Genomic DNA, 26030 nt, shown 5'->3' on the forward strand with positions numbered 1-26030 from the left:
CCCGAGTGCCATGACGCGTTTCGGCTACACCCTCATGACCGAACAGAGCGGTCCTAAAGAACTTGTCAGTTATGCCGTTTCGGCGGAACGCGTGGGCTTCGACTTCGAGGTCTCGTCCGACCACTACTTTCCCTGGTTGTCGTCACAGGGGCACGCCCCATATGCGTGGTCGGTGCTCGGGGCGGTCGCCCATGCGACCGAGCATGTCGAGCTGATGACGTACGTGACCTGCCCGACGATGCGCTACCACCCCGCGATCGTCGCGCAGAAGGCCGCCACCACACAGATCCTCGCCGACGGCCGCTTCACCCTCGGCCTGGGCAGCGGCGAGAACCTGAACGAACACGTCGTCGGCAAGAGCTGGCCGACGGTGGGCCGGCGCCAGGAGATGCTGCGCGAGGCCATCCAGATCATCCGCGAGTTGTTCACCGGCGAACTCGTCGACTGGAAGGGCGACCACTTCGAAGTGGACTCCGCCCGCCTCTGGGACGTTCCGGAAACCCCGGTCGCCATCGCCACCGCGGTTTCGGGTGAGCGCTCGGTGGAGACGTTCGCGCCCCTGTCCGACCATTTGATCGCCGTAGAGCCGAACAAGGATCTCGTCGACGAATGGCACGACGCCAGGCGTGCGACCGGACTATCGGGCGAGGTGCGAGTCATCGGTCAGATACCGATCTGCTGGGACCCCGACCGCAACGCTGCCGTCGCGCGGGCGCACGACCAGTTCCGGTGGTTCGGAGGCGGCTGGGCGGTCAACTCCGATCTGCCGACGACAGCCGGTTTCGACGGTGCGACACAGTTTGTGCGGCCCGAGGATGTCGCCGAATCCATCCCGTGCGGACCGGATCTCGATGCGATCGTCGATGCGGTGCGCGAGTACTGGGAAGCGGGATTCACCGATATCGCCATGGTGCAGATCGGTGATGAGGGCCAGGACCTGTTCCTCAAGGAAGCGGCAGGACCACTGTTGGAAAAGCTGAGAAGCGAATCTCAGTAACCTCGTAACGAAACTGAAAGGCGAATCATGCCCAAAGGTAAGGGAATTTACGACGACGAGCCGGACAACGACAAGAAGGGCGGACGGCCAGGACCCACCGATCAGGGCAAGGAGGGCGGCATGGCCACCCGAGAGAACGCGCCGGATGTCGCCGAAACCGGGAGCGAGCCCACGGCCTGACGGCTACTGCGCGTCGCGTCCTTCGCGACTGCGGCGATAGGCGGCGCGCCGAAAATCGGCGAGCCACCGAGGGGCGAGTTGCACGTCGCAATCACTGTGCAGCGCAGGGTCGAAGGCGATATCGTCCTGGCTGGGGTCGACGTGGCGCAGGGTCAGTCGGGCCAGTGGACGAAACTCGCCCCGGCCCGGCGCTTGTTCGATGTCGAATTGGATTCCACCGGAATCGATTTCGGCTTCAATGGTGTCGAGGGATAAGCCGTCCGCGCTGATTGCGGACGCGAGCCGCGCCCGCACCCACCACACGCGTCCGCGGTAGCGCAACGGCATCAGGCTGGAAAGCGTGGCACCGGACCATGACGTGGCCGGCGCAAGGATGAAGCGGCTACCGCCGAAAGTCGATGCCAGCAGCACATCCCAGGGTCCACACGAGCTCAGATCCGGCGGCGGGGGAATGCGGAACGCCAAACCCACGACGTCGGGCCCGCCACCGGGCACACCGACTCCCTTGGACACTCGCGCGATGACGTCACACGACCTCATCGGCAATCCGTCGGCGTCCAGCGCTGTGCGCTCGAGGATGCCTTCTGCGAGCACGCCGGCGGGATGGAAGAGGCGACCACCGCGTACTGCGGCGCCGATCTTCACGGGCAACGCTGCCACATCAGAAACCTGCACAGATCTGGTGTGCCCAAACGAACGTGCCGCAAAACTGCGCCCGGGCGTTTAACAAGCCCGATACGGGGCATTAATCCACGGCGCTGCTGAGACGTAGCAGCGCGCACTGTCGAAGCCGTCGAAAGGTCTATGTGTGACAACCGCTTACACCGACGCAGATAATGTGATCGCGTCGGCGGGCGTCTACGCCCCGCAGGAAGACACCCAATTCCTCATCGATGTGATGGAGAAGACCGGGCTGGCAGAAGGCCGCCGCGTCGCCGACTTGTGCACCGGAAGTGGTGCGGTGGCGATCGCCGCGGGCCAACTAGGAGCGTCGCAGGTCACCGCATTCGATGTGTGCCCGCAATCCGTCCGGTGTGCGCGAATGAATGCCGCACGCGTCGGCGTCGACGTGGACATCCGCCTCGGCTCATGGGCGCGCGCAGCGGAGTTCGGCCCGTTCGACCTGGTTGTCAGCAATCCGCCGTACGTCCCGCACGATCCCGACGCCGGGTGCGCACCATTGTCGTCGGACGTCGGGCCTGCGCGCGCCTGGGATGCCGGTCAAGACGGCCGCCTTGTCCTGGACCCGCTGTGCGCGTCGATACCTCAATTGCTGGCTCCCGGCGGCACCTTTCTCGTGGTGCACTCGGAATTCGCGGTGCCGCGTCAAACGCTGGCTGCGCTGGCTGAGGCTGGTCTGGACGCGGAAATCGTGGCGTACCAATGGATTCCGTTCGGCCCCGTGCTGACGTCGCGGGCTGCGTGGCTGGAAGAGACGGGCAGGCTGGAGCCCGGTCGACGTGAGGAAGAACTCGTGGTGATCAGGGCGGAAAGGCCATGACCGATACGCCGATGCGCACCGTGCGGATCGTCCCCAACGGCCCCCTGATGGTGGAGGGCCCGGTGTGCATCGACATGCCCGACGGCCGCACGGTGCAATCCGACCGGTTCATGGTCGCGATCTGCACCTGTCGCCGCAGCAAGGACTATCCGATGTGCGACACCAGCCACCGCTGCCGTCCGCGCAGCAAGTCGTCAGCTCAGCGGGCGACGTAGCGACGAGCGTCCCGCCGTCCAGCACTCCATCAGTCGATCCGCCAGGCGGTCCTCGACGAGGTCGCGGGCCCGGATCCCGAACACGATGTCCCTCTCCAAATGCGGTTCGCGGGTGACGAGATCGCCGACGACGTCTGTGCGCACCACCTGTTCGTGCACCGCATCGGCCACCACGTGCTCGGCGTAGAACGTCACACACGGTTCGGGGGCGTTCATCCGCCGCAGGGCGTCTACCAGCCTGCGTGAGCCTGGCGAGGACGTGATCTCTGTCGACGCGAAATGACCGATCGTGGCACCGCGCAATTCACGATGCAGCCCGAACATCGACATGAGATTGACCGACGCCAACGCTTCGGCGGGAACATAGTCGAGATAGCCAAGGTAGGAGGCATCGAGGCCGGCGGCATCCATCAGCTCGGCGTACAGATGCTGGTGCACCTGATCGCTGCGGCCCCCGCCGTACTCGTCGAACTCGACCGCCACGAACGCCGCCTTCGCAGGCCCGTTGAGGCGGGGGATCGCCCACGCGTGCGGGTCACCTTCCTTGAGGTGATAGAGCGAGCGGTGCACGAAGTACTCCTGCATCTGCTCCCAGGTGCCGTGGTCGCGTAGGTAGTACGACGGGCCGTTCCCGTCGGCGGGCTCGCGCGAGATGGCATCCATTTCCGCCGCTGCGGTGTCGTCGGTCGAGATGTTGCCGACGTCGCGCCGCACAGCGCTCAGGAATGTGTCCTCGAGGCGTCCGCGCAAATGCAGCAGCGACGGATTCCACTCCCAGCGCGGATTGACCGAGTCGAAGCCGCGGTAGTGCAACTCGTAGCAGACGTACAGCGCGAGTTGCAGGTCCAGTCCGTAGGGATCCGCCTCAGAGACAGGGACGTCGATGGCTCGGGTATGCAGCGCTGGCCGCTGACGTGCGAGGGTGTCCAGGATCATCGCTGATACGGGGCCGACAGCGCGCGGCAGGGCGGGTTCGATCAAAGTCGACGGCAAAGTCACAGGTCATTAATGCCCGACCTGATAGCGGGTCAAACTAGTGAGCGGAAATTTGCTCAGTCGCTTACTTTGCTGCGACGTCCTTCGTCGTGCGCCGGCTTCTGAGGGCGGTCCCGACCTTGCTGAGCAGGTTTTCCAAGCGAGTCATCCCGATACGGGAGACCGACTCGACGATGTTGTAGGCGCGAGCCGGTGCGATTCGCGAGAGCTTGTCGAACATGAAGGCATCGGGTCCTATCAGGATCCGCGCCTTACCCTGCTCCACCCCACGGTGGATCACCTCGGCCGCCTTGTCCGGCTCGGTCATCGTGATCGCCGCGAACTGCTCGGCCATCTCGTCCTTGCTCGGACCATTGGGGTCCACCTTGACGCGCGAATTGCGGACGATGTTCGTGTTGACTCCGCCGGGATGCACGGTGATGGCCGTGACGCCGGTGCCGCGCAACTCGTGTCGCAGCGAGTCGGTGTAGCCGCGTACCGCGAACTTCGCTGAGCAGTAAGCGCTTTGGTTCGGCACCGCCATCAGACCGTAGATGCTGGAGGTGTTGACGATGGCGCCGTCGCCCTGCTCGACGAGGATGGGCAGAAACGCCCGGGTTCCGTTGATGACACCACCGAAGTTGATGTCCCAGAGCCACTGGTCGTCCTCGGGCGCCCCGTCGAGCACTGTCCCGGCGACCGCCACACCGGCGTTGTTGAATACGGCGGCGATCGGGGTCGGTGCCCATTCGCGGACTTCGGCGGCGAAGTCGCGCTGCGCATCGGCGTCGCGGACGTCGAGCACACGCAGCAGGGTGGGCCCGTTCAGCAAGTCGGCGGTTTCCTTCAGGCCGGCCTCGTCGATGTCAGCGATGGCGACCGCGCAGTCGTGCGACGACAGGCGCCGCGCCAGGGCGCGGCCGATGCCGGACGCCGCTCCGGTGATGACGACGGTACGGCCGCTGATCGTGCGCTTGGACTTGCTCATTCTTGCTGTTCCTCGACTTGTATGTGGTAGGCGGGGCCCGACGGATTTGGGACAGCGTAACTGGTGTCTGGGCCACGCGGCAGTGGTCGTAGTCGGGATGACAGCGTCAGCCGCCGCAGGCTCGAGTCTCATCAAAGCTGGGGCGGATTTCCGCCAGAGGCTTTCTGCCTGCGACGACGCGAGTCGGGGTGGCGGGATTCGAACCCACGACCTCTTCGTCCCGAACCACGACACCAGCGAGTTCGACTGAGTTGGTTGTGTTGTCTCGGGCAACAAGTACCAGGTCATCGTCGTTGGTGGCGTTGGGTGATGTCGGCGACATCAAGTGCCGCTGCGAACTGACTGCGGACTGGAGGGCTGCATCGGTGGCCCGGAAAGGCGCCATGCATCGTGCCGGATTCCTGGGAGGCAGTCGGCATCGGATCAGCTTGTGCACAGAAGTGCACCATCGAGACGCCGGGGCGCGCCTCGCCAATCCACTCGGGATGTGACTATTCAGCCACGGTGGGGATGGTAAGTGGCACTGCTGCGACGACTCGACACGTCGGTCTGGTGTGCGAAAGTAACGGCAACGGCAAACGGACAGGGGGCTCTGTGCCGCACGATAAAGATGGCAAGTACGTGGAGATGCAGGACGCCTACGACGCGTGGGAACCATTCGCTGTTGAGATCTTGCTTTCGGCGGCCGAGCGCTACCACGGCTTCGTCACCTATACCCAGCTCGCCGATTACGTGAAGGACAAGTCTGGCATTACCCACAACGCCCTGGTGCAGAACTGGGTTGGCAATCTCCTGGGGCGTGTCATCGAGGTCTGCACCGCGAACGGATGGCCGCAGCTCACGTCTCTGTGCGTCACCTCGGACGGCACGGTTGGTCCCGGTTACAAGTTCGCGCTGCTAGCAGCCGAGAGCAACCGGCAGAACGTTGACGGCGACCCTAGCCTTGAGCATCTCGATGACCACGCGGCTAAAGAGCGGTTTGAGTGCTACAGATTCTTCGGTGCGGAGTTGCCGCCCGATGGCGGTCGGCCGGCACTCACGCCTAAGGCGCAGGCGACGCGGGAGTACAAACGCGCGCTGGCTAAGCGTGCTGAACCGCCGAAGTTTTGCCCCGAGCATCCCTGGATAGCATTGCCGACGAGCGGGGTATGTGACGACTGCGAGTAGGCGCAGGACTGGTGCCAGCCCCGTCGGCAAACCTGGCGCTTGGTGAGCGTGTCGTTCACGGTATTACTCAACCCCATTCGTTAGGCATGCTAACTACGCTAAGGATCTGAGCGGCCAAACCCAAACAGCGTCTTTGTGACGTTGCGAGATCGTCGCGTCCATGTTGCAAGTTGTCGTGAACAGCAACGGATCGCCTCGGATACCAGCGGACTGCACGTGCAGGTAGAGGCCCTGAAAACGAACCGCTACGAATATCTCCGGGCGTTCTCAGCAACTTTGCCTAGCTGAACACGCGGGTCCGATTCCCGTCATCGGCTCCGCGCTGGACAGGCATTCTTTGCCGGTTGTCCCTCGGCTGAGACGGGCGGTCCCGTAAGGGTTCCGAGCTGGCGGGATACATCGCACCGGCAGCAATGATAGGAGCGTCCACAAAAATCGTCACAACCTCGGCCTAGGCTGCTTCCCATGCCTAAGGCGCTTTCGCTGAATGAGATAAGGAGCCGCTGCGCCGCGTTCGCGGCCGAGTGGCGGAGTCATGCGGGTTACGAGCGCGGAGAAGGCCAAGAGTTCGTACGGGAACTGCTGGGCGCTTTCGGCCTGCCTAGGACTCGCGCCGCACTCTACGAAAGGCGAGCGCAACGCAGCAGCACCGGCCGTCAAGGTTTCATTGACGCGCTGATTCCAGGACTTGCCGTCATCGAGATGAAGTCGGCTGGCGAGGACCTGGAGAAGGCCGAAGAACAGGCACTTGATTATCTCGATGGCCTCAGCGAGGCGGAATACCCGCGGTACGTGATCAGCAGCGACTTCACGAAGTTCCGAGTACTCGACCTGGGCGCAGACGGCGAAGACTCGGCTGTCACTGAGTTCACGCTGGAGGAATTGCCCGGCAACGCCGAGGTTTTGGGCTTCCTTGCTGGCTATCAGGTCCGGGGCTTTGGGTCAAAGCAGCAAGAGAAGGCGTCCATTAAGGCAGCGCAGCTCATGGCGGCCCTGTACCAGGAGGTCGAATCCGCAGGGCTTCATGACGACCAGGTGTCGGTATTTTTGACCCGCACGCTCTTCTGCCTTTATGCCGATGATGCTGCCATTTGGGAACGCGATCTATTCGCCGAGTTCATCGAGACTCGAACAGCGGAGGACGGCAGCGACCTTGGCGCGCAGATGAGCGTGTTGTTCCAGGCAATGAACACCGATGTAAGTAGGCGTTCCGCTTCGCTCGATGAACTAATTGCGCGCTTCCCGTACGTCAACGGCGGCATCTTTGAGGAATCGTTACCGATTCCTTCGTTCCGCAAGGAGGTACGCGAAGCAATCCTGGTTTGTTGTGCGTTCAGCTGGGACGCAATCTCGCCCGCCATCTTCGGTTCCCTTTTCCAGTCAGTGAAGGATAAGGAAGCTCGTGACGAACTCGGCGAGCACTACACCACCGAGACGAACATCCTGAAGCTGATCGGTCCGCTTTTTCTCGACGAACTCAAACAGCGTTTTACCGACAACTATCACAGCAAAGCTGCCCTCAAGCGGCTGCTCGATGCACTCGGCAACTTAAGAATTTTCGACCCGGCGTGCGGCTGCGGCAACTTCTTGGTTGTCACCTTGCGGGAGTTGCGTGCGCTTGAACTCCGCATCTTGGTTCGTTTACAGGAACTTGGCGAGAACTACCAGCGCGAGTTGTTCGCTGAAAATATAGTGCGGGTCAAAATCGATCACTTCTTTGGCATCGAAATCGATGACTGGCCAGCCAGAATCGCTGGCTTAGCGCTGCACCTGGTCAACCACCAAGCCAACAAAGCGATGGAACTTGCAATCGCTGTGGCCCCGGAGCCTCTGCCGCTCATCGAATCCGGGCACATCACCGTCGACAATGCGCTGCAGATGGATTGGGCGACCGTAGTCGCTCCGACCCCTGAGGTCTACTTGCTCGGCAATCCGCCGTTCATGGGCGATCATTCGCGCTCTGCGGAACAACTGGCCGAACTGCGGGCGGTGTGGGGACTATCTAGCACCAGCCGCATGGACTACGTGACGGGCTGGTACAAGAAGGCGATTGATTATTACGGCCAGATACCGGGTCGCTTCGCATTCGTGTCCACTAACTCGATCACCCAGGGAGATCAGACCCATCGCGTTTTCGGGCCGATCTTTGAGGCCGGTTGGCGCATCCGGTTCGCCCATCGCACGTTTGCGTGGACATCCGAGGCGCCAAACGCTGCGGTCGTGCACTGCGTCATCGTCGGATTCGATCGCGGCGGCAGCGGCACCCCCGCTCCGGTGATCTACACATATGCGACTCCGCGAGGCGCTCCCGCCGCTTCTCCAGCCAAGAACATCAACGGCTATCTGCTCGACGGTCCGGACTTCCTGGTGCGCAAGCGAACTCGGCCACTGTCGCCTTCACTTCCGCAGGTGCACTACGGGTCCAAACCCACCGATGGTGGGTTTCTGATCGTCGACGCAGCGGAGTACCCGGCGGTGGCGGCTGACCCCAACATGAGGCCGTACTTGAGGCCGTACGTGGGTGCGAGGGAGATGCTCTACGACACGCCTCGTTGGTGTCTGTGGCTTATTGACCTCGACCCAAAGCACTTAAGAGCCTCGGCAGAATTACGACGACGGCTGAAGGGAGTCGAGGAGGTCCGGTTGGATTCGGACGCCGAGAGCACCCGTGAATGGGCAGACCGGCCAAGATTATTCCGCCAAATCGGTTTCCAGTCCGAGCAGCAGTTTGTCGGGATCCCCGAGGTGTCGTCAGAAAGCCGCCTCTACCTACCAATCGCGGAGCTAGAACCCAGAACCATCATCTCGAATAAGGTCTACGGCGCTGACGATCCCGATGGCTTCCTGTTCTCGATTGCTGGTTCTTCCATGCTGATCACATGGATGAAGGCAGTGGGCGGACGCATGAAGTCCGATCCATCCTTCTCCAGCACCATCATGTGGAATAACTTCCCGCTGCCGGAGGTCACCGCTGCGAAACGAACGGCGATCTGCGCGGCTGGCAAGGCGGTGCTTGAGGCGCGAGCTCTGTATCCAGACCGCACGCTCGCCGAGTTGTACCACCCGCAGAACATGCCGACCGAACTGTTACGTGCCCATGCGCAACTGGACCGCGCTGTAGATGCAGTGTTCGGACTCAGAGGTCGGGTAGACATCGATGCCCGTTTAAAGGCGCTATACACCTCGTTCAAGACGCTGAGTGACAGCGGGACGTTCGACGCGATCACCCGGCGAAGCCGACGCAGACGGTCGTAGATCGCTCAACGTTGCAGCGTAGTCACGTTGTCGCAGTTGGCTTTCTGTGCGGCCGCGGACGGCGCTCCGAGTGCGGCCACATTGCCGGTGTGGCCGTCCGTGTTGATGAGGTGCGCGTAGACGGTGAGCATCGTCTTGACGTCCCGATGCCCCATCAAATCGCGACGTCGATGGGCCGGAGCCCGCCGCGAGGCACAAGATCGCCTATGTGTGGCGAATGGACCCAAGATCGCGGCAGAGGGGCCGTCCTCGAACTAGTCCAGTCGATCTCGCTCGGAGCATTGTAGGGCAAACAAGCAGCTATCCTCCGGTACATGCGTGCCAAGGAGGGGACCTTCCGCGATCTGATGACGCAGGACCGCCAGTTTCAGGTGCCGCTGTACCAGCGGCACTATCGGTGGAAGACGGGTCAGCAAGAAGATCTGTGGCAAGACATTTCCGAACAATACCGAGCGCTCGCGGGCGGAAGCGCCATCCCGAAGCACTTCATTGGCAGCATCGTGGCGGTCGAAAAGGACGCCGACCCGCTCCATGACTTCCGTGAGTTTCGCGTCGTCGACGGTCAGCAGCGTCTGACGACATTGTCCGTGGCGCTCGCAGCATTGCGGGATGTTGCGGCGCTCGACGATCCCGATCAGTTCGATCGGCTGAACAAGAAATATCTGATCAACGACACGGAGCCGAAGGGTTCGGCCAGATGGGCGCGTCTCGTTCCGGGCGATGAGGATGCTGCTCCGTACTGGATAGTGCTGACTGATCCACTCAACGTGTCCGGACATAGCGCGATAGTGAACGCCTATCGATTTTTCCACCGGAAGATCAGCGCGCTCCGCGAAGCCGGCGAGCTGATCCCAGAACGGCTGGCGACGACGATCGGCGATCGATTGGCGCTGGTCTTCGTGACTGTTTCCGAAGGCGAGCGACCCCACAAGATCTTTGAGTCCATCAACGCTACGGGAGTAGGACTGACCCAATCCGACCTGCTCCGAAACTACCTGTTCATGGCGCTGGGACCGCGCTCGAACACCGTGTACACACAGCACTGGCGTCCGCTCGAAAAGGCACTCGGGGTGGAGGGCCTGGAGGGGCTTGTTCGGGACGACCTCCAGTCGACCGGGGAGTTCATCAAACAAGGCGATGTCTACCGAGCTGCACGAGGTCGCCTTGAACCGTCGGCAGCTGATCTCGACTTCCTCGAAGATCACGTTAAGCGGCTCGCGCGGCGAGGCGCCTACTACGCCCTTTTCTTGCAACCAGCAGACCCGAGTTCCACGGCATCTGATCTGGGACTCAGCAAGAAGGCGCTGAGGCACCTGGCATTCTTGCGTAGCTGGGGTGCCGGCACGACCTATCCGTTGCTGCTGCACATCTACTCTGAAATGGACGCGGGCCGCGTCAGCAATGCGCAGGCGGAGTCGTGCCTCGAAGCCATCGAGTCCTTCATCGTTAGGCGCTACGTCGTCGACGTACCTACGAACGTCCTGAATCGACTCTTCATCGCAGTCATCAGCAATCTGCCCCAGGGTGAGCCAATCGACGTCGCTCTGCGCCGGGAGCTGTCACGCGACAAGCGGTGGCCCGACGACGATCGTGTTCGCGATGGCATCGCCACCGTGCATTACTACTCGAATGGGCGACCCCATCAGCAGCGGTTGGTTCTTCAGCGCTTAGAGTCGCATCTGCGGGCTGAGGTTGATCTTGACTTTGACTCAGCCAAGCTGTCGATCGAACACGTGATGCCGCAGACCCTTAGCGACGGGTGGAAGAAGCAGCTGACGGATGCGGGCCACGATCCCCGCGAAGTCTTCGAGCGACTCGGCCACACCCTAGGAAATTTGACGCTGACAGCGTGGAACTCGAAGCTCTCGAACCAGCTGTTTGAGCGCAAGCAGGAGATTCTGCAAGATTCAGACCTCAAGCTGAACGAGCAACTCGCCGCAGCTACCCAGTGGGGAGTCGACGAAATTCAGAAGCGTTCGCAGGTGCTCGCCGATGCCGCAATCGAATTGTGGTCCGCCCCTGTGCCGGGAGTTGTGACGGCGCGATCTGGGTTCGATTGGACACGCGTCGACGAAGCCGTTGCGGCACTGCCGGCCGGCTCGTGGACGTCCTACGGCGACCTGGCTGAACTCGCAGGAACGGCGGCACAGCCGACCGCTAATCACATCGCCCACGACCCGGCAGTAACGAACGCGTACCGCGTCCTCAGCAGCGACGGGTCCATAAGCTTCAAATTTCAATGGCATGACCCAGCGGACACCCGCGATCCAATGGAGATGCTGATCGGCGAGGGCATCGAGTTCGACGACAATGACAAAGCCTCACAGGCGCAACGCCTAGGACCTCCTGAGCTCGAAGCCCTCCTCGACAATGTGCCGACCGAGGGACCGTGACCCATCGCCAGCCCGACCGTCGAGGCATAAAGCGCAATCGTCAGTCGCAACTCTCGCGCATGAGTTTAGCTAGCTAAGCTAAGGAACGGTCCTCTCCGAGCGAGGCAGTTCTGACGGGCCGTGTGGCGCAGATTTAATGCACGGTCGGCAGAGAACTAGGTAAGTGCAAATTGTGTCTGCCGCTTCAGGGTCTCGCTCGTGGTCAAGACGCTCGCCCGATATCTCCCTCGCAACCCTCGCGAGGCACGCTACACAAATCGGCTGAACGACTGAGCAGTAACGCACAAGATCGAGGCCGTCACCCTGATGCTGGCGCCGGCCGAGGCCCTGGCGCCCGCGTACGAGGCCGAGCGGGTCGTCGGTGTCTCCCGCCGCATCGGTGCGGCGGTCCCATCGAAGGACACCCGCGACCGCTACGTGCGCACCGAATGTGTGCTGGTGCTGCACCACGCCTGCGAGATGCTGCTGCGACTGTTCTTCGCCCACGTCGAGAAGCAAGACTGCCCGTGGCTAGGCATGGCGGCGTCGGTCAGCTTCGCCGAGTTCAAGGCGAAGGTCAGCACAGCCCTGCGGACCGGGTTCCACCGCGACGACCTAGCCCAGGTGTTCCTCGGCGGCACGGACCCCGGCGACGCGAACCTCAGCGTGGAGGCGGAGGAGTTCGAGGACACGATCGTCGCGTGGCAGCTCCTGTTGGAGACCGCCGCCAACACGGTCCTGTCCGAGTCGTTTCTGTACAACTCCGCCAAGCACGGCCTCACCGTGGTGCACACCGACGAGAGCACCCGGATGGTGATCACGCCTCCCGACGGTGGAGCCCCAATCCAACTCGCGTCGGGTTCACAGCTCACGTACCTGCACAAGCCCGAGACGCCCGGGGCGAAGGGCGGGCCGGAGTGGTGGGTTTCGCTGACTCACACCCTCCCGGATCAGGACATCGAGGTGTCCCTCCTGATCCAGCGGGCATTGTCGTCGCTGTGGAATGTCGCCCGGCGCCGCTACACGGGGCAGGCCGGCGAGGTGACGATCGTCGCGGCCCGTGTGGTTCTCGACGCTATCTACCGCCCCGTTGCGGCGGAGGGATCGGTCGTTCGCACCATGTCGCACGAGTTGACGAAGAAGGACCTCCAGGGCGAGTTCAGCGGCATCAACGCGCGTATGACGGGTCCGGGGCTGCCGGATGAGGACGAGTGGGATCCCGAAGCTCCTGCCGACGGCCCGCCGCCGCGGCGTGTTGTTCTACCGGTCCGGCAGCAGGATCGGCGGATCATCAGTACGTCGACCCGGAAGCTGCTCCCGTTCTCGCCGAACTGGTCGACGCGCGTGTGATGCGCCGGCCACTGGGTCCCGGGACAACCTGGCCGCCGCTGCACCCCCGCCTCCGTCTCGCACCTCGGGGCCGCTACCACGGTCGCGGTTCCATCGCGCACCCGCGGGGTTACGGCCCGCGGCCGTGGGTGGTGATGCACCATAGGGACCCATGGGCACCGCTGACACCACTGCGCACAACACCGCCACCGGGACTCTCGTCAGCATCGGGTACGAGGGGAAGAGCGTCGGTGACCTCGTCGTGCAGCTGCTCGAACAGGGCGTGCGTGTGCTGGTGGACGTGCGCCTGACCCCGCTGAGCCGGAAGCCCGGACTGTCGAAGACGAAGCTGTCCGAGGCTCTCGCCGCGGTGGGTATCGGCTACGTGCATCACCGCGCGCTGGGCAACCCGAAGGACAACCGCGCCGGGTTCCGCGCCGGTGAGCCGGAGTCACGCGCCCGGTACCGCGACGTCCTCGAGACCGCCGCGGCGACCGACGCCCTCGCCCACGTGTCCGAACTCCTCGACGGCGGCGTGGTGGCGCTGCTGTGCTTCGAACAGGACCACGCGGAATGCCACCGCGACATCGTGGTGAGCCAGCTGATGAAGGACCGCCCGGACGCTGCCGTGGTGCACGTCTAGAACAGGACGTCCTCGACCTTCGGGTACCAGGTGCCGAGGACGGAGAAGGTCCGCCGATACCGATTCTGGTTGCCCACGTAGAAGTGGATGTCCTTGTCCGGCAACACCATATCGTCGCGCCACCGCTTCAGCATCGCCTCGCGGGCACCGGCGTCTCCGTACTCGGCCTTCCATCGACGACCGGCCTGCCCGACCTCCCAGTCCAGGTTCTTCTGGTCGTGCCCGGGGCACTTCGCGGCGGCGCACCGGTACTTGTACCGGACCGCGTACGGGGCGGGTTGGAGCGGCACCATCGAGGTACCGAACAGGTCCGGCTCGGATGCGTGGTTGACCTTCGCCTGCTCCGCGGGGCTCCACGGGTCACCGTCGACCACGGAGATCTCGATGTTGGTGGGCTTGATTAGTCCGAGCGACGGCGACGGGTTGCCCATGCCGCCCTTCGGGTTCCGTGCGAGGAGCTCGCACATCGTCGTCTCCCCGATCAGGGAGCCGAGCTTGCTGCGCCGAAGCAGCCAGTTCTTCTGGCTGTCCAGGCGCACGACGTGGACCATCTCGTCCTGCCGGGGCCGGAACGACTCTGGCCGGTTGTCGTTCGCCTGGTGGTAAGTGCCGTTCACCCGGATGATCTCGTACTTCTTGAACGTGCTGTCGAAGTCGGCGTTGCGGAACTTCACCGGGTACAGGCGGATCCACTCAGGCCGGCCGCGATCGAGCCGGACACCGGCCACGCAGACGGTTTCGCCGTAGGTCTCGCTCGGGTTCGGGTAGGTCTTGACAGTAACCATCACCTCCGCAGTTTCCTCACCCGGCCTCGGAGCTTTCAGCTCGACCGATCTCGCGGCATCCTGTGAATCGCTGTCCGCCATTCCGGCAGAGTAAGCTACCTTCGTCGTCAATTCCGGGTATGTCGGCGGTGAATTTTGACGTACTTGTGACGGCCACGATCACGCAGGTTCCCCCGACTCCTTTGCGCTATTTTCCTATGCGATAGACGCACTAATGGAATGCCTGATGCGGAAAGCTGGCACTAGATGTATCTGAAGCGAGTCGACGTTCAAGGTTATCGAGCCGCGGCAGCTGGAACCCTCACGTGCGAGTTCACAGGCCGCTTCAATTTGCTGCTCGGCGCGAACGGTGCGGGCAAAACTACGTTGAACGAGGCGATTTTGCATGCGCACCGACACAAGTTCCCGCGTCCTAGTGCCGTTGATGCCGCCGCGCTCGGGCCACCGCCCAGAGGTGTCTCTATCGAGTACGCATTCGACGATGACACCGCCGCCGAGGGAGCCCTCGGCAACGCGCTCAAACAGTCCGGATTTGCGGCTCCGCGTTGGTCGCGGCCGCTCGAACGTTCGCTCGGAAAAGTCAGGGCTGGCACAGTGGTTGACGCCACCGAAGGTCATGACAACATTCGCCTTGTTTACCTTCCGGCTCTGAGAAACCCGGTAGACGAGCTGTCGCGGCGCGACGCACAAGTCCTTCTCGAACTGCTCCGAGCCGAACAGCTGCGGCGGACGGGCCCCGGGGCCATGAACGAGTTGCGCAGCTTGGCCGAAACCATGCTGAGTTCCATAACAGCGCATCAACTGATAGCGGACGTGCAAGGGCGTATCGCGGAGAATCTATCCACCATCAGTTCCGGTGTGAGCGAGCACTTCCCGTTCGTTGGAACGCAAACGGTCGATGACGCGTACCTCGCGCGGGTACTCGAACTTCTCCTGGCAACTACGCCGTCACCAGAGGCCGCGCGTCGGCTCGAAGCCTCGAGCCTCGGATACGTCAACTTGCTCCACATCGCTGTCACTCTCGCCGGAATCCCTGACCCGGCAGAAGAGAGTCAAGTACCGGGAGAACTGGTAGGAGACGGTGTTTCGGACTCATTGCCTGGGCCGGACTCGTCGGGTGACTCCGACTCTGACGCGGACACCGCGCGTGAACGCCTCCAGGAGGCCTCCGCGGCCGCGGAGGCTGATCAGGACTCGTTCTTCCCGGATTTGTTCCATGCGACCGTCATGATTGAGGAACCTGAAGCGCACCTGCACCCACAGCTGCAGCACGGGCTGGTTAGGTACCTCCGCAGGGTAGCCACCGTTCGCAAAGACCTGCAGGTACTGGTAACAACGCACTCTAGTGAGATCGTCGCGGCATGCGATCCGACGGAACTTGTAGTTGTTCGGCGTGATAAGGATCGCCGGACTGTGGCACGCACGGTAAAGGCGCTGCCGCTTGAGGCGAAGAAGCGTGATTTTCTCTTTGAACAGAGGCGATTGCACCTAGATGCAGAGCGATCTGCATCGTTGTTCGCAGAGCAGCTCCTAGTTGTGGAAGGCGTCACCGAGGCCGCCCTTCTGCGTGTTGTCGGCAGAGCTTGGGCCCTCGGCAACCCGGCGCGCCAAGCATCCATTGAGGCTCTCTCGATAGTATTTGTGGGCCACAAAGTAGGGCAATGGCCTGTCAGGCTCGTTGGTACACCGGGGTTTGAGCTGGTGAGTCGTGTGGCCGCCATCGCTGATACAGATCTGCGCGGCAATCCGCTGCCGGACGCTAAGCCCCCCGCGTGGCACAAGGAATTGGACGCGCAGTCGGCTCGATTCTTCTGGTCTCGCCCAACTTTGGAACCTGCATTTCTTCCCGGCAACGAGGAGTTCTTTCGGCGCGCGCTGGCGCGATTGAAGAAGGACGTCCCGAACCCTCTCAGCGCGGACGAGATTGATGCCTTGTTCAAGTCGAGCCAATCACTGAAGGGCCGCTTTGCGCTGGTGCTTGCCAGCGAGATGAGCGATGATCTCGCGAGTGTGACGGTTCCAGAGCACGTAGCGGCCGCATACGCGTGGCTCATGCAGGAACCCCCACCGGTCGAGGCAATAGACGGTGAATGAGATCCACAAAACTCGCTTGTAGAAAACATGATTAATCTAACTAAAGAGCAAGCTGTCGCGGCGGCATCCGCCAAGAAGCTGATCAATGTCGTGTCTGTTCCGGGCAGCGGAAAAACCACGATCGCCGCGGAGCGCTTTGGTTACTTGCGCTACCGTCGAGATGACGCAAGAGGGGTTCTGGGACTTAGCTTCACCCGGGCTGCGGCCGGCGTACTATCGCGGCGGATCGAACGACGTTGGGGATCACAGTGCATGACTTTCCCGCACAAGGTCATGACCTTTGATCAACTACACGTTCAACTACTTCATGTCCTTCTCAACCGGGGAATCATCAACTGGCCGAACGGGATAACCCAAGTTGAGGTGGTGGATGATTACAGAGGGTTCAAAGGATTCCGCTGGTTGGCGGCAGGTAGTTACCAACGCTATGCAACGCTCAGCCGAGACGGCAAGGTTATTTCGCGCAGCAGGCGGATGCAAGGCCCAGGTTGGGGGATAGGTAACCTTGTGCAGCACAACGCAATTCTGGACTCTGGGTTCTGTAGTCACGAAGACGTACGCAGCATTCTGCTGACGGCCTTCACGGCCGAACACGCAGTTGAGTCTGCTCGCAACTGGCTGGCCGCAACATTCCGCGAGATTGTCATCGATGAGGTGTACGACGCTGCGGAGTTGGATCTGATGATCGCCAAGTTTGGAGTTATTGCAGGCCTCGGAATTTCGCTGGTCGGTGACCCTAGGCAAGCCCTATACGGTTGGAGAGGTGCAACGCCCGACAAGGTTTCATACTTGTTGGATGAGGGATTCTCTGCGTATCCCCAGTCGCACTCGTTCCGGTTTACCGGAGAACAAATGCCCAAGCTTGCAGAAGATCTCAGAGCCGGAAGACCTGTTACATTGCCGCCTATCGACAGTCGCGATGTTGACGTCGCGCTCGCACGCCAATGGCGCAACCTGTGGTTGGCGGGACCTAACGTGCTGCCTCTCGCATTTCGATCGATCGGCAACGCAACAGACGCTCTACTGAACCTCCTCCTAGACACTGTCACTTGGTCGAGGTTGGAGAGACACTCCTTCGGCCGCGCCGCAGCCCTTGTGCAACTTGGTCTCGACGCGACCGAGTTTGCTGAAATGCAGCAGTCAGTGATGACTCCTCTTCTCGACTTGCTGGTAGCAGGAGCGGACCCGATAGCAGTAATGGTTCAACTACGATCGGCGGCTAAAGGTTTCGGAAATAGGCGACGGCCCAATCGTCTGAAGGACAGCCAGGAAGCGGCACGCATCGACGAGTTGTCGGCATTACGCATTCGACTCCTGGAGGGGGATCTGATTCCAGGTCTTACCGTCCACCAAGCAAAAGGCGGTGAATGGCCGCGGGTGGGCGTGTACCTCACAGATACCGAGGCTGACCTCTTGGCCTCTGGCTTGGAGGAACTCGAAGAGGACGATTGTGTGCTCTACGTTGCGATAACCAGAGCGATCACACGCTGCGGTCAACTTACGTCACAGGCGACGCTCTTTGCTAGTCCGGAGGACGACTGACCACCGGCGAACTTCTCACCACGGGGCGGTAGTCGTGACAATCGGCGCGAAGTAGATTTCGCCGGAAAGATCAGACAGGGCTTCGTTTCGCGGCAGATTCCCGTCATGAGAACCTGGCGAGTTCCCGATACCATGTCCACTTGGAATTTGAGGTCGGGTTTGTTGATCCGGATTCAGTTAATCTCGCAGGCCATCGGGATCAGACCAGCGCGACTGTAGGAAATGCAGCGTTTCGTGAGACAAACCGCGCTGCAGCCACCGTGAGACAAAACAGGAAGGCGCAGTTCGGAGGCCACTGCCGACGCACCAAAGCTTGAGAACCTACAGCGGTGAGACAGGTCCGGTATCGTATAGACGCGGTGGGAAGCAGGCTGTGGTGCGCGATTGCCTACGCAACGGCATCACGGCTCGGCAGAGCCTTCTGCCGCCGGCGCCGACACTGTTACCGGTGTCGGCACCCGGCGGTTGGCGATGTCGCTGTGTGCGCGCCACGCGGCGACCAGGGAGGCGTTCTGCGCGGGCGTGGTGCCATAAAGGGCGAACTCGTCGATACCGACGTCGCGGTAGCGCTGCAGTGTCGCCACACACTCGGCCGGAGAGCCCATAGCGCAACTTTCCTCGATCCACTGGTCAGGGATCAGCGCGGCGGGCCCCAACAGCTGCTCACGGTGGAACACTTGATCGGCGTTCGCGCGGCTGAGGTCACGGAACAGCTCATGCTCCTGTACGCGCCGCATCACCTCAGGGTCCCAGTGGTTCTGGTTGGCGTAGATCTTCGCGTTGTCGGGCATCTGCACGTAGGTGACGAGCCGGGCTTTCGTGATCGCAACGGTCTGCGCTTCGTCGAGATCACACGCGCTGATCACCGGCAGGCAGATCCGAATCGCGGCGTCGAGGCCGAGCTCGGTGCGCGCTGAGCGGATCCGCCGCACCGCGTCGGCGGCGGCAGCAACCGTGGTGAACGGCTGGAGCATCACGCCGTCGGCGATCTCGGCGGCAAGCCTGGACGCCTTCGGTCCACCTCTGATGATGCTCCAGATGGGAGGCCGTGCCTGGGGGAGGTCGGCGAGGCGCACCGCGTCGTAGTGGCCGAGCGGACCGTCGTAGCCAACCGTCTCCCCGTCCAGAAGGCGCCGCACGATGAGCACGTAGTCCTTGAACTGCTCGAGGTTGTGATTCGGAATGCTCTGCCCGCGGAGATAGATGGCGTCGCTGCGGCCGAGCCCGAGGACGAATCGCCCGCCGTACATCGTGTGCATCGTGGCTGCGAGTGCAGCCGTCAGCAGCGGGTGGCGTGAACCGGTGGCCAGCACCCCGGTGCCGACCTCCAGCCTGCTGGTGCGGGCCGCGACACCACTGAGCACGGCGCCGGCCTCCTTGAGGTCGTACCTTTCGGACAACCAGGCACGACGGAAGCCGAGCCGGTCGGCGTCCTCGCCCTCGGTCAGTGCCACTGACGGATCCTTGACCCGGCCAGCCATGAGGAAGATCCCGAGATCGTTGAGGACGGACGAGGGTTGGGTGGTCATCGGACCGCATCCTCAAGCAGTCCGACGGTGTCGTGGTCGGCGATCGCCGCGATATAGCGCTCGGCCATCGGGATACTCGCCGACGGCGGCTGCCATGTCGTCGGGATGACTGCCCAGAAGAAGCCGTGGGCATGTTGACGGCGGTGATCGAGCCAGGCTGTTTCGCGGTCGAGCTCCGGACCGCCGGCACCGCGCAGTGCGTCGAGGTAGTGGTTGAGCAGCTCGCGCTCGTGTCGCCTGCGGTCCTCGACGTCGAGAGCGCCGACGATGAAATAGGCCACGTCGTCCAGCGCGGGTGCGGTGCACACGCTTTGCCAGTCGTAGAAGCCGATGCGGCCGGACGGGTCGGTGTAGGTGTTGCCGACGTGCGCGTCGCCGTGCGACAGGACGTGCACCTGGGTGTCGTGCAGGGCGAAGAGCCTGTGCATCGTCGTCAGCATCAGTTCACGGTCGGCCAACGAGTCGGGGACCTCGACGGTGTCGGGGGAGGGCACGTGGGCGTCCCAGTGCGGGGCGGAGAACAGCTGTTCGGCAGCCATACCGAGGATCTGGTTGCCGTGAGCCAGCCAGTCGAATCGGCCCTGCGGGAGGTCCCATGTCGCGGCGTGCCATGCGGCTTGCGACTCGAGTGCCGCGGCGACTCGATCGGCGGTCCAGGTTTCGGCGACCTCGGTGAACCTGGTGCCGGTTTCCCTGAGGTCGTCGAAGACCACGATGCCCTGGTCCGCGTCGGTCCCGGCGAACCAGGTACGGAACAAGGGGATGTCCAGGGTGGGGGCCAAGTCGCGGAAGAAGTTCGCCTCCAGCCGCGCGGCGTAGGTGCGCACGGTGTCGCGGGGCTCGTCGAACACGCTCTTGATGCACAGGGCCAACTCGTCGCCGTCCTCGAGCTCGGCGCGTACGAACACCTTGGTCGTGGTACCGGCGACGACGTGGTCGAGTTCTGCGCCGACGACCGCGGGACGTCCGCCTGAACGGTCGAGTGCAGCGTCCAACCAATCGGCGGTGATCTGCTCAGGAGCCAACGGAAGGGGAATCGCAGAAGGTGTAACGAAGATCATAGTCGCGATGTTAACTTATGAGTGTGAGCACCCACACACAATTCGGCGCAGTCCGTGAGCCGCTTCCCGATCAGACCGGACGCACCGTACTGATCACGGGAGCCAACAGCGGCCTAGGGCTCAACGCGAGCGCTGCGCTTGCGAGTGCAGGGGCGCAGGTGTTGATGGCCTGCCGCGACCAGGCGCGCGGGCAGGCCGCGGTCACCGCGGTGGCGGCGGTGGCCGGCGGCCCGCCGCCCGAGCTGATCAGTCTCGATCTCGCCGATCTCGCGTCGGTCCGTGCCTGCGCCGGCGAGGCCGCCGCGCGGAGCGCGGCGATCGACACCCTGTTGCTCAACGGGGGTGTGATGGCGATGCCGCGGTCGCGGACCGTGGACGGTTTCGAGCTGCATTTCGGCACCAACCACTTGGGCCACTTCGCTCTCGCCGGCCAACTGATCAGCCAGCTCACCGCCTCGGCGGCACCCCGCGTCGTCGTCACATCCTCGGTGATGCACCGGGCAGGGCGGATCCGGTGGGACGACCCGAACTGGACTGGGCGGTTCTACTCGGCCGAACTCGCGTATGGCCAGTCAAAGCTCGCAAATCTGCTCTTCGTCCACGAGCTCGCGGCCCGAGCGCGACGAGCGGGCAGCCCGCTGGTGGCGCTTGCCGCTCATCCGGGTGCGGCGTTGACGAATCTCGCGACGCAGAACCAGAACAAGCTTGTCCGGCTCGCGTACGACACCGCGCGCACGCTCATCACCCAGTCGGCGCAGGGCGGCACACGGCCGCTGCTGTACGCGGCCACAACCGCCGAGCCGGAACCTGACGGGTACTGGGGCCCGGCCGGCTTTCTGGAGCTGAAAGGTTCGCCTGCGGCCGCACGCCGCTCGCGCGCCTCGCGCGACGACGCGTCCGCCCGTCGTCTGTGGGCACTGAGCGAGCGCCTGACCGGTGTGACGTGGCCCGACCCCCTTCCCGCACGACCCTGACCAGACCGCCGCGGCTTCGCCGGGACGCCACACCGACCACAGTGGAGGATGAACGATGGTTGACCTTTTCGACGAACTGCCGGCGTGGCATCCCGACGATGTCTACGCGCTCGACCCGGCCGAGGTGTCCGAACTTCAGCTCCGTGCCCTGCGCGAGCGTTTCGATGACCTGATGCCACGGGTGCGAGCGGTGTCCCACCTCGCCGACGACCTCGGCGTGACTCGGCTGGACGCACTCGATGACGTGTTGCCGCTGTGTCTGCCGCACACACTGTACAAGTCGTACTCTGCCCGGTATATCGAAGAAGGCCGGTATGACCGGATGAGTCAGTGGCTGTCCGGCCTGACGACCGAACGCGTCGCCGAGGTCGATGTCGATCGCTGCGACAGCCTGGAGTCGTGGCTGTCTGCGCTGGAGGCGGCGACATCGATCTGGCCCAACGTGAGTTCAGGCACCAGCGGCAAGGTGTCCTTCTTCCCGCGCAGCACGCACGAGGCCGATGTCTTCGCCCTGCTGGTTCTGCAATCATTTCGCGGTTTCGGCAACGAACAGGACTCCGGATTGCACACCGGGGAGCCGGAATGGTTTGCCCCCATCCCGATGGCGACCGGACGGCAGAACATGCCGCGGATGTTCGACCTGTTGCGTCGGCACTGTTACGGCGGCGACGGCAGTCGCATGCACATGCTGGGCGACGGCCACTGGGATGTCGACATGCTGTGGCTTTGGGGCCGCCAGCGGGCAGCGGAGGCGCGCGGCGAGACCGCCCCACCCGTGTTGACTCCGGCGTTGGAGCGGGTGCGGGACAACCTCGTCGACGCCCAGAAACGAGCGGCCGGATCAGCCGAACGCTTCCTCGATGAGTTGCTCGACGATTTTTGTGGCCGCCGCGTCGTCGTCTTCGGCCCGACCGGCACCATGGTGGACCTCGCGGCGAAAGCCGCCGCGAGGGGGCGGCGCACCGAGTTCAGCGCCGACAGTTTCATCATCACCGCCGGCGGCAGTGGATCGAAGGGCGCAGAGTTCCCCGACGGCTGGCGGGAGTTGCTTGCCTCCGTTTTCGACGGACCGTTCCACGACTTCTATGGAATGAGCGAGATGACGGCGTTGTCCCGGCTCTGTGCCGCTGGGTACTTCCACTTACCGCCGACGGTGATCCCGTTCGTGATCGACCCGCAGACCAGCGAGCCGTTGCCACGTGCCGGGGTGCGGACGGGCCGGCTGGCGCTGTTCGACCTCGCCGTGCGGACGCACTGGGGCGGGGCGATCAGCGGCGACAGGGTCACCATCGACTGGGATGCGGAATGCGAGTGCGGTCGGCGCGGCCCACGGATCAGCAACGATGTCCAGCGCTACAGCCAGCTCCGTGACGACGACAAGATCACCTGCGCGAAGTCGCCAGGAGCCTACGAGCGGGCCGCGGACACGCTGCTCGGAGTGCACCGATGACCACCGGTCTGCGGTCTGCCCACACCATGCCGGTGGTGCCGCTGATCATCCGCGGCCACCTGATCGAGGACGATCCGCAGGAGGCGGGCGGGTTACTCGCCCCACCCCTGGAACCGCATCTGGACCGGCTCCTGCTGACCGATCCCGCTGAGCTGCGCGACCTCCACGGCCTCACCGTGGACGACATCGTCGACTATCTCGTCGAGTTGGGCACCCGGCTGGACGTCGACGACAACCCGCACCTGCGTCGTGCGGTCGAACTCAGCGCTGATCGGGCCTTGTATTCCGCCGAGATGCTGATCGCCACCTATCGCGAGTTCCTCCCGCTCCTGCGGCGCCCGGTGTTGGAAGAGTTGATCGAGCAGAACATCGGGCGCGACGCGCTGGAGGGGTGGGTCGAGTGCCCGCTGATCGGACGCACGGTCGCGGTGCGCGCGTTCGGTGCCCGGGCGGTGCACATGATCGCCGGCAACAGCCCGATGATCGCGCTGTACACAGTGATCAACAATGCGCTGGCGCGCAGTGACGCGATAGTCAAGATCCCGTCGAACGAGCCGTACGCGGCGGTGGCTTTGGCGCGCACCATGGCAGAGATGGCGCCTGACCACCCGATCACCCGGCACTTCAGCGTCGCGTATTGGAAGGGCGGCGACGAGTCCGTCGAGCGACGGATCTACGACCCCAAGGTGGTGGAGAAAATCGTCGCCTGGGGCGGGTTCGCGTCCATGCGCAGTGTGCGCCGCTACCTCGCGCCCGGCCTGGACCTGGTCGCGCTCGACCCGAAGCTCAGTGCCTCGATCATCGGGGCCGACGCCTTCGCCGACGACGCAGCGATCCAGGACGCGGCGCGGCGAGCGGCCACCGATATTGGCTACTTCAATCAAGGTGGCTGCGTCAGCGCCCGGGTGGTCTATGTCCAGACGGGCACCGACCCGGCAGGTGTCGCGGCGGCCAACCGATTCGGCCGGCGTGTCTTCGACGAACTCCAGCGTCTCCCGACGTCGATCAGCGCACCACACCCGGCATTCGACCCCGTACTGCGCGAGGAGCTGGACGGCATCCGGTACGCGAGCGATTTCCGGGTGATCGGGGGTCGGGCCAACGAGGGCGCGGTGATCGTCTCCCAGCACGACGAGGTGGTCGACTTCTCCGAAAGGCTCGACTGCCGGGTGGCGAACATCGTGCCGATCGACGATGTTGCGGATGCGCTGCGGAGCCTGACGGTTCACACACAAACGATCGGGGTGTTCCCCGACGCGCTCAAGGCGCAAATCCGCGACGAGTGCGCGCTGCGCGGCGGTCAACGCATCGTGTCCCTCGGCGGCGCGGTCTGGCTGGGCATGGCGGGACCGCACGACGCGATCGAGCTGCTATCTAGAATGGTGCGGTGGGTTCGCGACGACACGGTATCGCCGAGTGACGGAACTATCGCCGGACGGTGATGCGGCCGCACCACGGCGGCGCCCCGGTGCCGAGCTGTCACGTTCCCGGATCCTGGAGTCGGCTGCAGTGTTATTTGCCGAACGTGGCTATCGCGGCACCAGCACGCTCGATCTCGCGGAGGCCGCCGGAGTCGCCGAGGCCACGCTCTTCCGCCATTTCGGCACCAAGGCGCGACTGTTCGAGCAAGCCGTCATCGTCCCACTGCACCGGACGGTCGCCGGCGTGGCGAATCGGCGCAGCGGACAGCCGCGCGGCGTCGCAACCGAGGTCGCGGCATTCGGGCTGTTCGACGAACTGCTCGAGGTCTTGTTCGAAGACGCCGGACTGCTCACCGCGGCGCTGGCGGCTCTCACGTTCGAAGGCGAATCCGCCGAGTTCGGCGGCCTGGCTCAGGCATTCACGCCTCTGCTGGAATACCTGCAGGAAGTTGTGAGCCAGCGCGGGCGTGAGCGCGGGTTCGCGATCGATCCGGCGATCGCGAGTCGCCTGTTGGTGGCCATCCCCCTCGGATTCGCTTTGGGCGACCGCCTGCTCTTCGCTCCCGGCGAGCGTCCGGCCCGAGAAGAGTTGGCTTCAGCCCTGGCCCGGTTCACGGCCTGGGGGGTTGCCGGCCATCCGCCGGAGGGACCCACCCCACGCTGAACCCTTCGCGTTGCACGCGCCTGGGTCGACTCGGTGCCGCCCGCCGGCTGCCCGAAAGCAAGACGGGGCACGGCCTTGGTCAGGGCCGCAAACCGGGTTGACGTGGTGCCCGGTCCGGCGCCCGCTTCTCACCGAATGCCTTGGTGGCTTCGATGAAGTCGGGCTGCTCCTGTAGCCAGCCTTGGGTGTGGGCCTCGTACTCGAGTTGTTCGGCCAACGTCGACGTGAACGTGCGACCGAAAGCCCACTTGACGGCCGTGACGCTGCCGGCGAGCCCGGCGATGTCGCGGGCCAACGCCACCGAGGTGTCCAAGGCGCCCCCGTCTTCACTCACTCGGTTCACCAGACCCCACTGCAGCGCCTCGGGTGCGTGCAAATCTCGGGCCAGCAGAGCGAGCTCGTTGGCTCGTCCAAGCCCGACAACGCGGGGGAGCAGCCAGGTCAAACCGGCATCCGGGATGAGTCCGACCTTGGTGAAAGACAACTGGATTCGTGCCGACTCTGCGGCGACGCGCAGATCGCACGCCAGCGCCAGCGACACACCGGCCCCGGCGGCCACTCCGTTGATGGCGGCGATGATCGGAAGTTCCAGGCTCTGCATCGTCTGGATCAACGGATTCCAGGTATCCAGCAGGACGTCCCTGGCGTTTCCGACGTCCCCGGCGATATCGGCACCGGCGCAGAATCCGCGTCCGGCGCCGGTCAGCACCGCGGCGCGCACGGACGGGTCGGCCTCGAGGTCTTGAAATGCCGCGGACAGCCGCTCTCCCGCCGACGGCGTGACCGCATTGAGCCGCTCCGGCCGGTTGATGGTGACGATCCCGACGGGGCCGTCACGGGTGACCAGAACGTCCGTTTCGGTTGCTGACATTGTCCTTACTCGTCCCT

The 26030-nt window shown here is 63.6% G+C and carries 23 protein-coding genes; 15 read left to right on the plus strand and 8 right to left on the minus strand.

The window, feature by feature from the left end:
- Window positions 1–10: 10 nt before the first annotated feature.
- Window positions 11–997: an LLM class F420-dependent oxidoreductase gene (locus tag G6N43_RS04670; protein WP_083157865.1), complete on the plus strand. Its 987-nt coding sequence runs from the start codon at window positions 11–13 to the stop codon at window positions 995–997.
- Window positions 998–1024: 27 nt separating this feature from the next.
- Window positions 1025–1177 (plus strand): hypothetical protein, encoded by a 153-nt coding sequence (locus tag G6N43_RS30375; RefSeq protein ID WP_165761918.1) that lies wholly within the window; start codon window positions 1025–1027, stop codon window positions 1175–1177.
- A 3-nt stretch (window positions 1178–1180) separates the two neighbouring features.
- Here the strand turns inward: G6N43_RS30375 and G6N43_RS04675 are convergent, their stop codons facing one another.
- A complete protein-coding gene (locus tag G6N43_RS04675; protein WP_083157866.1) occupies window positions 1181–1852 on the minus strand; it encodes a phosphodiesterase in 672 nt (223 codons plus the stop codon).
- Window positions 1853–1985: 133 nt separating this feature from the next.
- On the opposite strand from G6N43_RS04675, the gene G6N43_RS04680 reads away from it, so the two are divergent.
- Entirely contained in the window at window positions 1986–2678 is a 693-nt protein-coding gene (locus G6N43_RS04680) for a HemK2/MTQ2 family protein methyltransferase (RefSeq protein ID WP_163657988.1), read from the plus strand.
- Entirely contained in the window at window positions 2675–2893 is a 219-nt protein-coding gene (locus G6N43_RS04685) for a CDGSH iron-sulfur domain-containing protein (RefSeq protein ID WP_083156615.1), read from the plus strand. The genes G6N43_RS04680 and G6N43_RS04685 overlap by 4 nt, the downstream gene beginning before the upstream one ends.
- Here the strand turns inward: G6N43_RS04685 and G6N43_RS04690 are convergent.
- Together G6N43_RS04690 and G6N43_RS04695 are read right to left on the minus strand one after the other, a co-directional pair.
- A complete protein-coding gene (locus G6N43_RS04690) occupies window positions 2873–3892 on the minus strand; it encodes an iron-containing redox enzyme family protein (protein ID WP_179967967.1) in 1020 nt (339 codons plus the stop codon). The genes G6N43_RS04685 and G6N43_RS04690 overlap by 21 nt on opposite strands.
- A gap of 61 nt (window positions 3893–3953) precedes the next feature.
- The gene (locus G6N43_RS04695) at window positions 3954–4856 is read right to left on the minus strand and encodes an SDR family NAD(P)-dependent oxidoreductase (protein WP_083156613.1); all 903 of its coding nucleotides are present in this window, start codon (window positions 4854–4856) and stop codon (window positions 3954–3956) included.
- Between the two features lie 594 nt (window positions 4857–5450).
- Here G6N43_RS04695 and G6N43_RS04700 point away from each other — a divergent pair.
- Both G6N43_RS04700 and G6N43_RS04705 read left to right on the plus strand, forming a co-directional pair.
- Entirely contained in the window at window positions 5451–6023 is a 573-nt protein-coding gene (locus G6N43_RS04700; RefSeq protein WP_083156612.1) for a hypothetical protein, read from the plus strand.
- Between the two features lie 465 nt (window positions 6024–6488).
- Window positions 6489–9278, plus strand: a complete 2790-nt coding sequence (locus G6N43_RS04705; protein WP_083156610.1) for a class I SAM-dependent DNA methyltransferase — start codon at window positions 6489–6491, stop codon at window positions 9276–9278.
- Window positions 9279–9283: 5 nt separating this feature from the next.
- Here the strand turns inward: G6N43_RS04705 and G6N43_RS04710 are convergent, their stop codons facing one another.
- Window positions 9284–9433, minus strand: a complete 150-nt coding sequence (locus G6N43_RS04710; RefSeq protein ID WP_083156609.1) for an integrase — start codon at window positions 9431–9433, stop codon at window positions 9284–9286.
- A gap of 159 nt (window positions 9434–9592) precedes the next feature.
- Between G6N43_RS04710 and G6N43_RS04715 the strand changes: the two genes are divergently transcribed.
- From G6N43_RS04715 to G6N43_RS04725, 3 genes are all read left to right on the plus strand, one after another.
- A complete protein-coding gene (locus G6N43_RS04715) occupies window positions 9593–11671 on the plus strand; it encodes a GmrSD restriction endonuclease domain-containing protein (protein ID WP_083156607.1) in 2079 nt (692 codons plus the stop codon).
- A gap of 306 nt (window positions 11672–11977) precedes the next feature.
- Window positions 11978–13000, plus strand: a complete 1023-nt coding sequence (locus tag G6N43_RS04720) for a hypothetical protein (RefSeq protein ID WP_083156606.1) — start codon at window positions 11978–11980, stop codon at window positions 12998–13000.
- Window positions 13001–13151: 151 nt separating this feature from the next.
- Window positions 13152–13622 carry a DUF488 domain-containing protein gene (locus G6N43_RS04725; protein ID WP_083156604.1) on the plus strand — a complete coding sequence of 157 codons (471 nt, stop codon included), beginning with the start codon at window positions 13152–13154 and terminating at the stop codon, window positions 13620–13622.
- Here the strand turns inward: G6N43_RS04725 and G6N43_RS04730 are convergent.
- Window positions 13619–14488 carry a DUF8757 domain-containing protein gene (locus tag G6N43_RS04730; protein WP_234810249.1) on the minus strand — a complete coding sequence of 290 codons (870 nt, stop codon included), beginning with the start codon at window positions 14486–14488 and terminating at the stop codon, window positions 13619–13621. The genes G6N43_RS04725 and G6N43_RS04730 overlap by 4 nt on opposite strands.
- Before the next feature lie 165 nt (window positions 14489–14653).
- Here G6N43_RS04730 and G6N43_RS04735 point away from each other — a divergent pair, with 165 nt between their 5' ends.
- Together G6N43_RS04735 and G6N43_RS04740 are read left to right on the plus strand one after the other, a co-directional pair.
- Window positions 14654–16501, plus strand: a complete 1848-nt coding sequence (locus G6N43_RS04735; protein WP_083156603.1) for an ATP-dependent nuclease — start codon at window positions 14654–14656, stop codon at window positions 16499–16501.
- A gap of 27 nt (window positions 16502–16528) precedes the next feature.
- Entirely contained in the window at window positions 16529–18043 is a 1515-nt protein-coding gene (locus tag G6N43_RS04740; protein ID WP_083156601.1) for a UvrD-helicase domain-containing protein, read from the plus strand.
- Between the two features lie 401 nt (window positions 18044–18444).
- On the opposite strand, the gene G6N43_RS04745 is transcribed toward G6N43_RS04740, so the two are convergent.
- Together G6N43_RS04745 and G6N43_RS04750 are read right to left on the minus strand one after the other, a co-directional pair.
- Complete coding sequence (locus G6N43_RS04745) at window positions 18445–19572, minus strand: TIGR03857 family LLM class F420-dependent oxidoreductase (RefSeq protein WP_083156600.1); 1128 nt, start codon at window positions 19570–19572, stop codon at window positions 18445–18447.
- Window positions 19569–20633 (minus strand): oxidoreductase family protein, encoded by a 1065-nt coding sequence (locus G6N43_RS04750; protein ID WP_083156598.1) that lies wholly within the window; start codon window positions 20631–20633, stop codon window positions 19569–19571. Before G6N43_RS04750 ends, G6N43_RS04745 begins: the two co-directional genes overlap by 4 nt.
- Before the next feature lie 23 nt (window positions 20634–20656).
- Here G6N43_RS04750 and G6N43_RS04755 point away from each other — a divergent pair, with 23 nt between their 5' ends.
- The 4 genes from G6N43_RS04755 to G6N43_RS04770 are packed head-to-tail and all read left to right on the plus strand — an operon-like array spanning window position 20657 to window position 25142.
- Window positions 20657–21607, plus strand: coding sequence for an oxidoreductase (locus G6N43_RS04755; protein WP_234810248.1), 951 nt, complete (start codon window positions 20657–20659; stop codon window positions 21605–21607).
- Window positions 21608–21662: 55 nt separating this feature from the next.
- Complete coding sequence (locus G6N43_RS04760) at window positions 21663–23057, plus strand: phenylacetate--CoA ligase family protein (RefSeq protein ID WP_083156595.1); 1395 nt, start codon at window positions 21663–21665, stop codon at window positions 23055–23057.
- Window positions 23054–24499, plus strand: a complete 1446-nt coding sequence (locus G6N43_RS04765; RefSeq protein ID WP_083156594.1) for an acyl-CoA reductase — start codon at window positions 23054–23056, stop codon at window positions 24497–24499. The genes G6N43_RS04760 and G6N43_RS04765 overlap by 4 nt, the downstream gene beginning before the upstream one ends.
- Window positions 24474–25142 carry a TetR/AcrR family transcriptional regulator gene (locus G6N43_RS04770; protein WP_083156592.1) on the plus strand — a complete coding sequence of 223 codons (669 nt, stop codon included), beginning with the start codon at window positions 24474–24476 and terminating at the stop codon, window positions 25140–25142. The genes G6N43_RS04765 and G6N43_RS04770 overlap by 26 nt, the downstream gene beginning before the upstream one ends.
- A gap of 79 nt (window positions 25143–25221) precedes the next feature.
- Here the strand turns inward: G6N43_RS04770 and G6N43_RS04775 are convergent, their stop codons facing one another.
- The gene (locus G6N43_RS04775; RefSeq protein WP_083156591.1) at window positions 25222–26013 is read right to left on the minus strand and encodes an enoyl-CoA hydratase/isomerase family protein; all 792 of its coding nucleotides are present in this window, start codon (window positions 26011–26013) and stop codon (window positions 25222–25224) included.
- Window positions 26014–26030 lie beyond the last annotated feature (17 nt).

The organism is Mycolicibacterium moriokaense (genome assembly GCF_010726085.1).
Taxonomy (GTDB): Bacteria; Actinomycetota; Actinomycetes; order Mycobacteriales; family Mycobacteriaceae; genus Mycobacterium; species Mycobacterium moriokaense.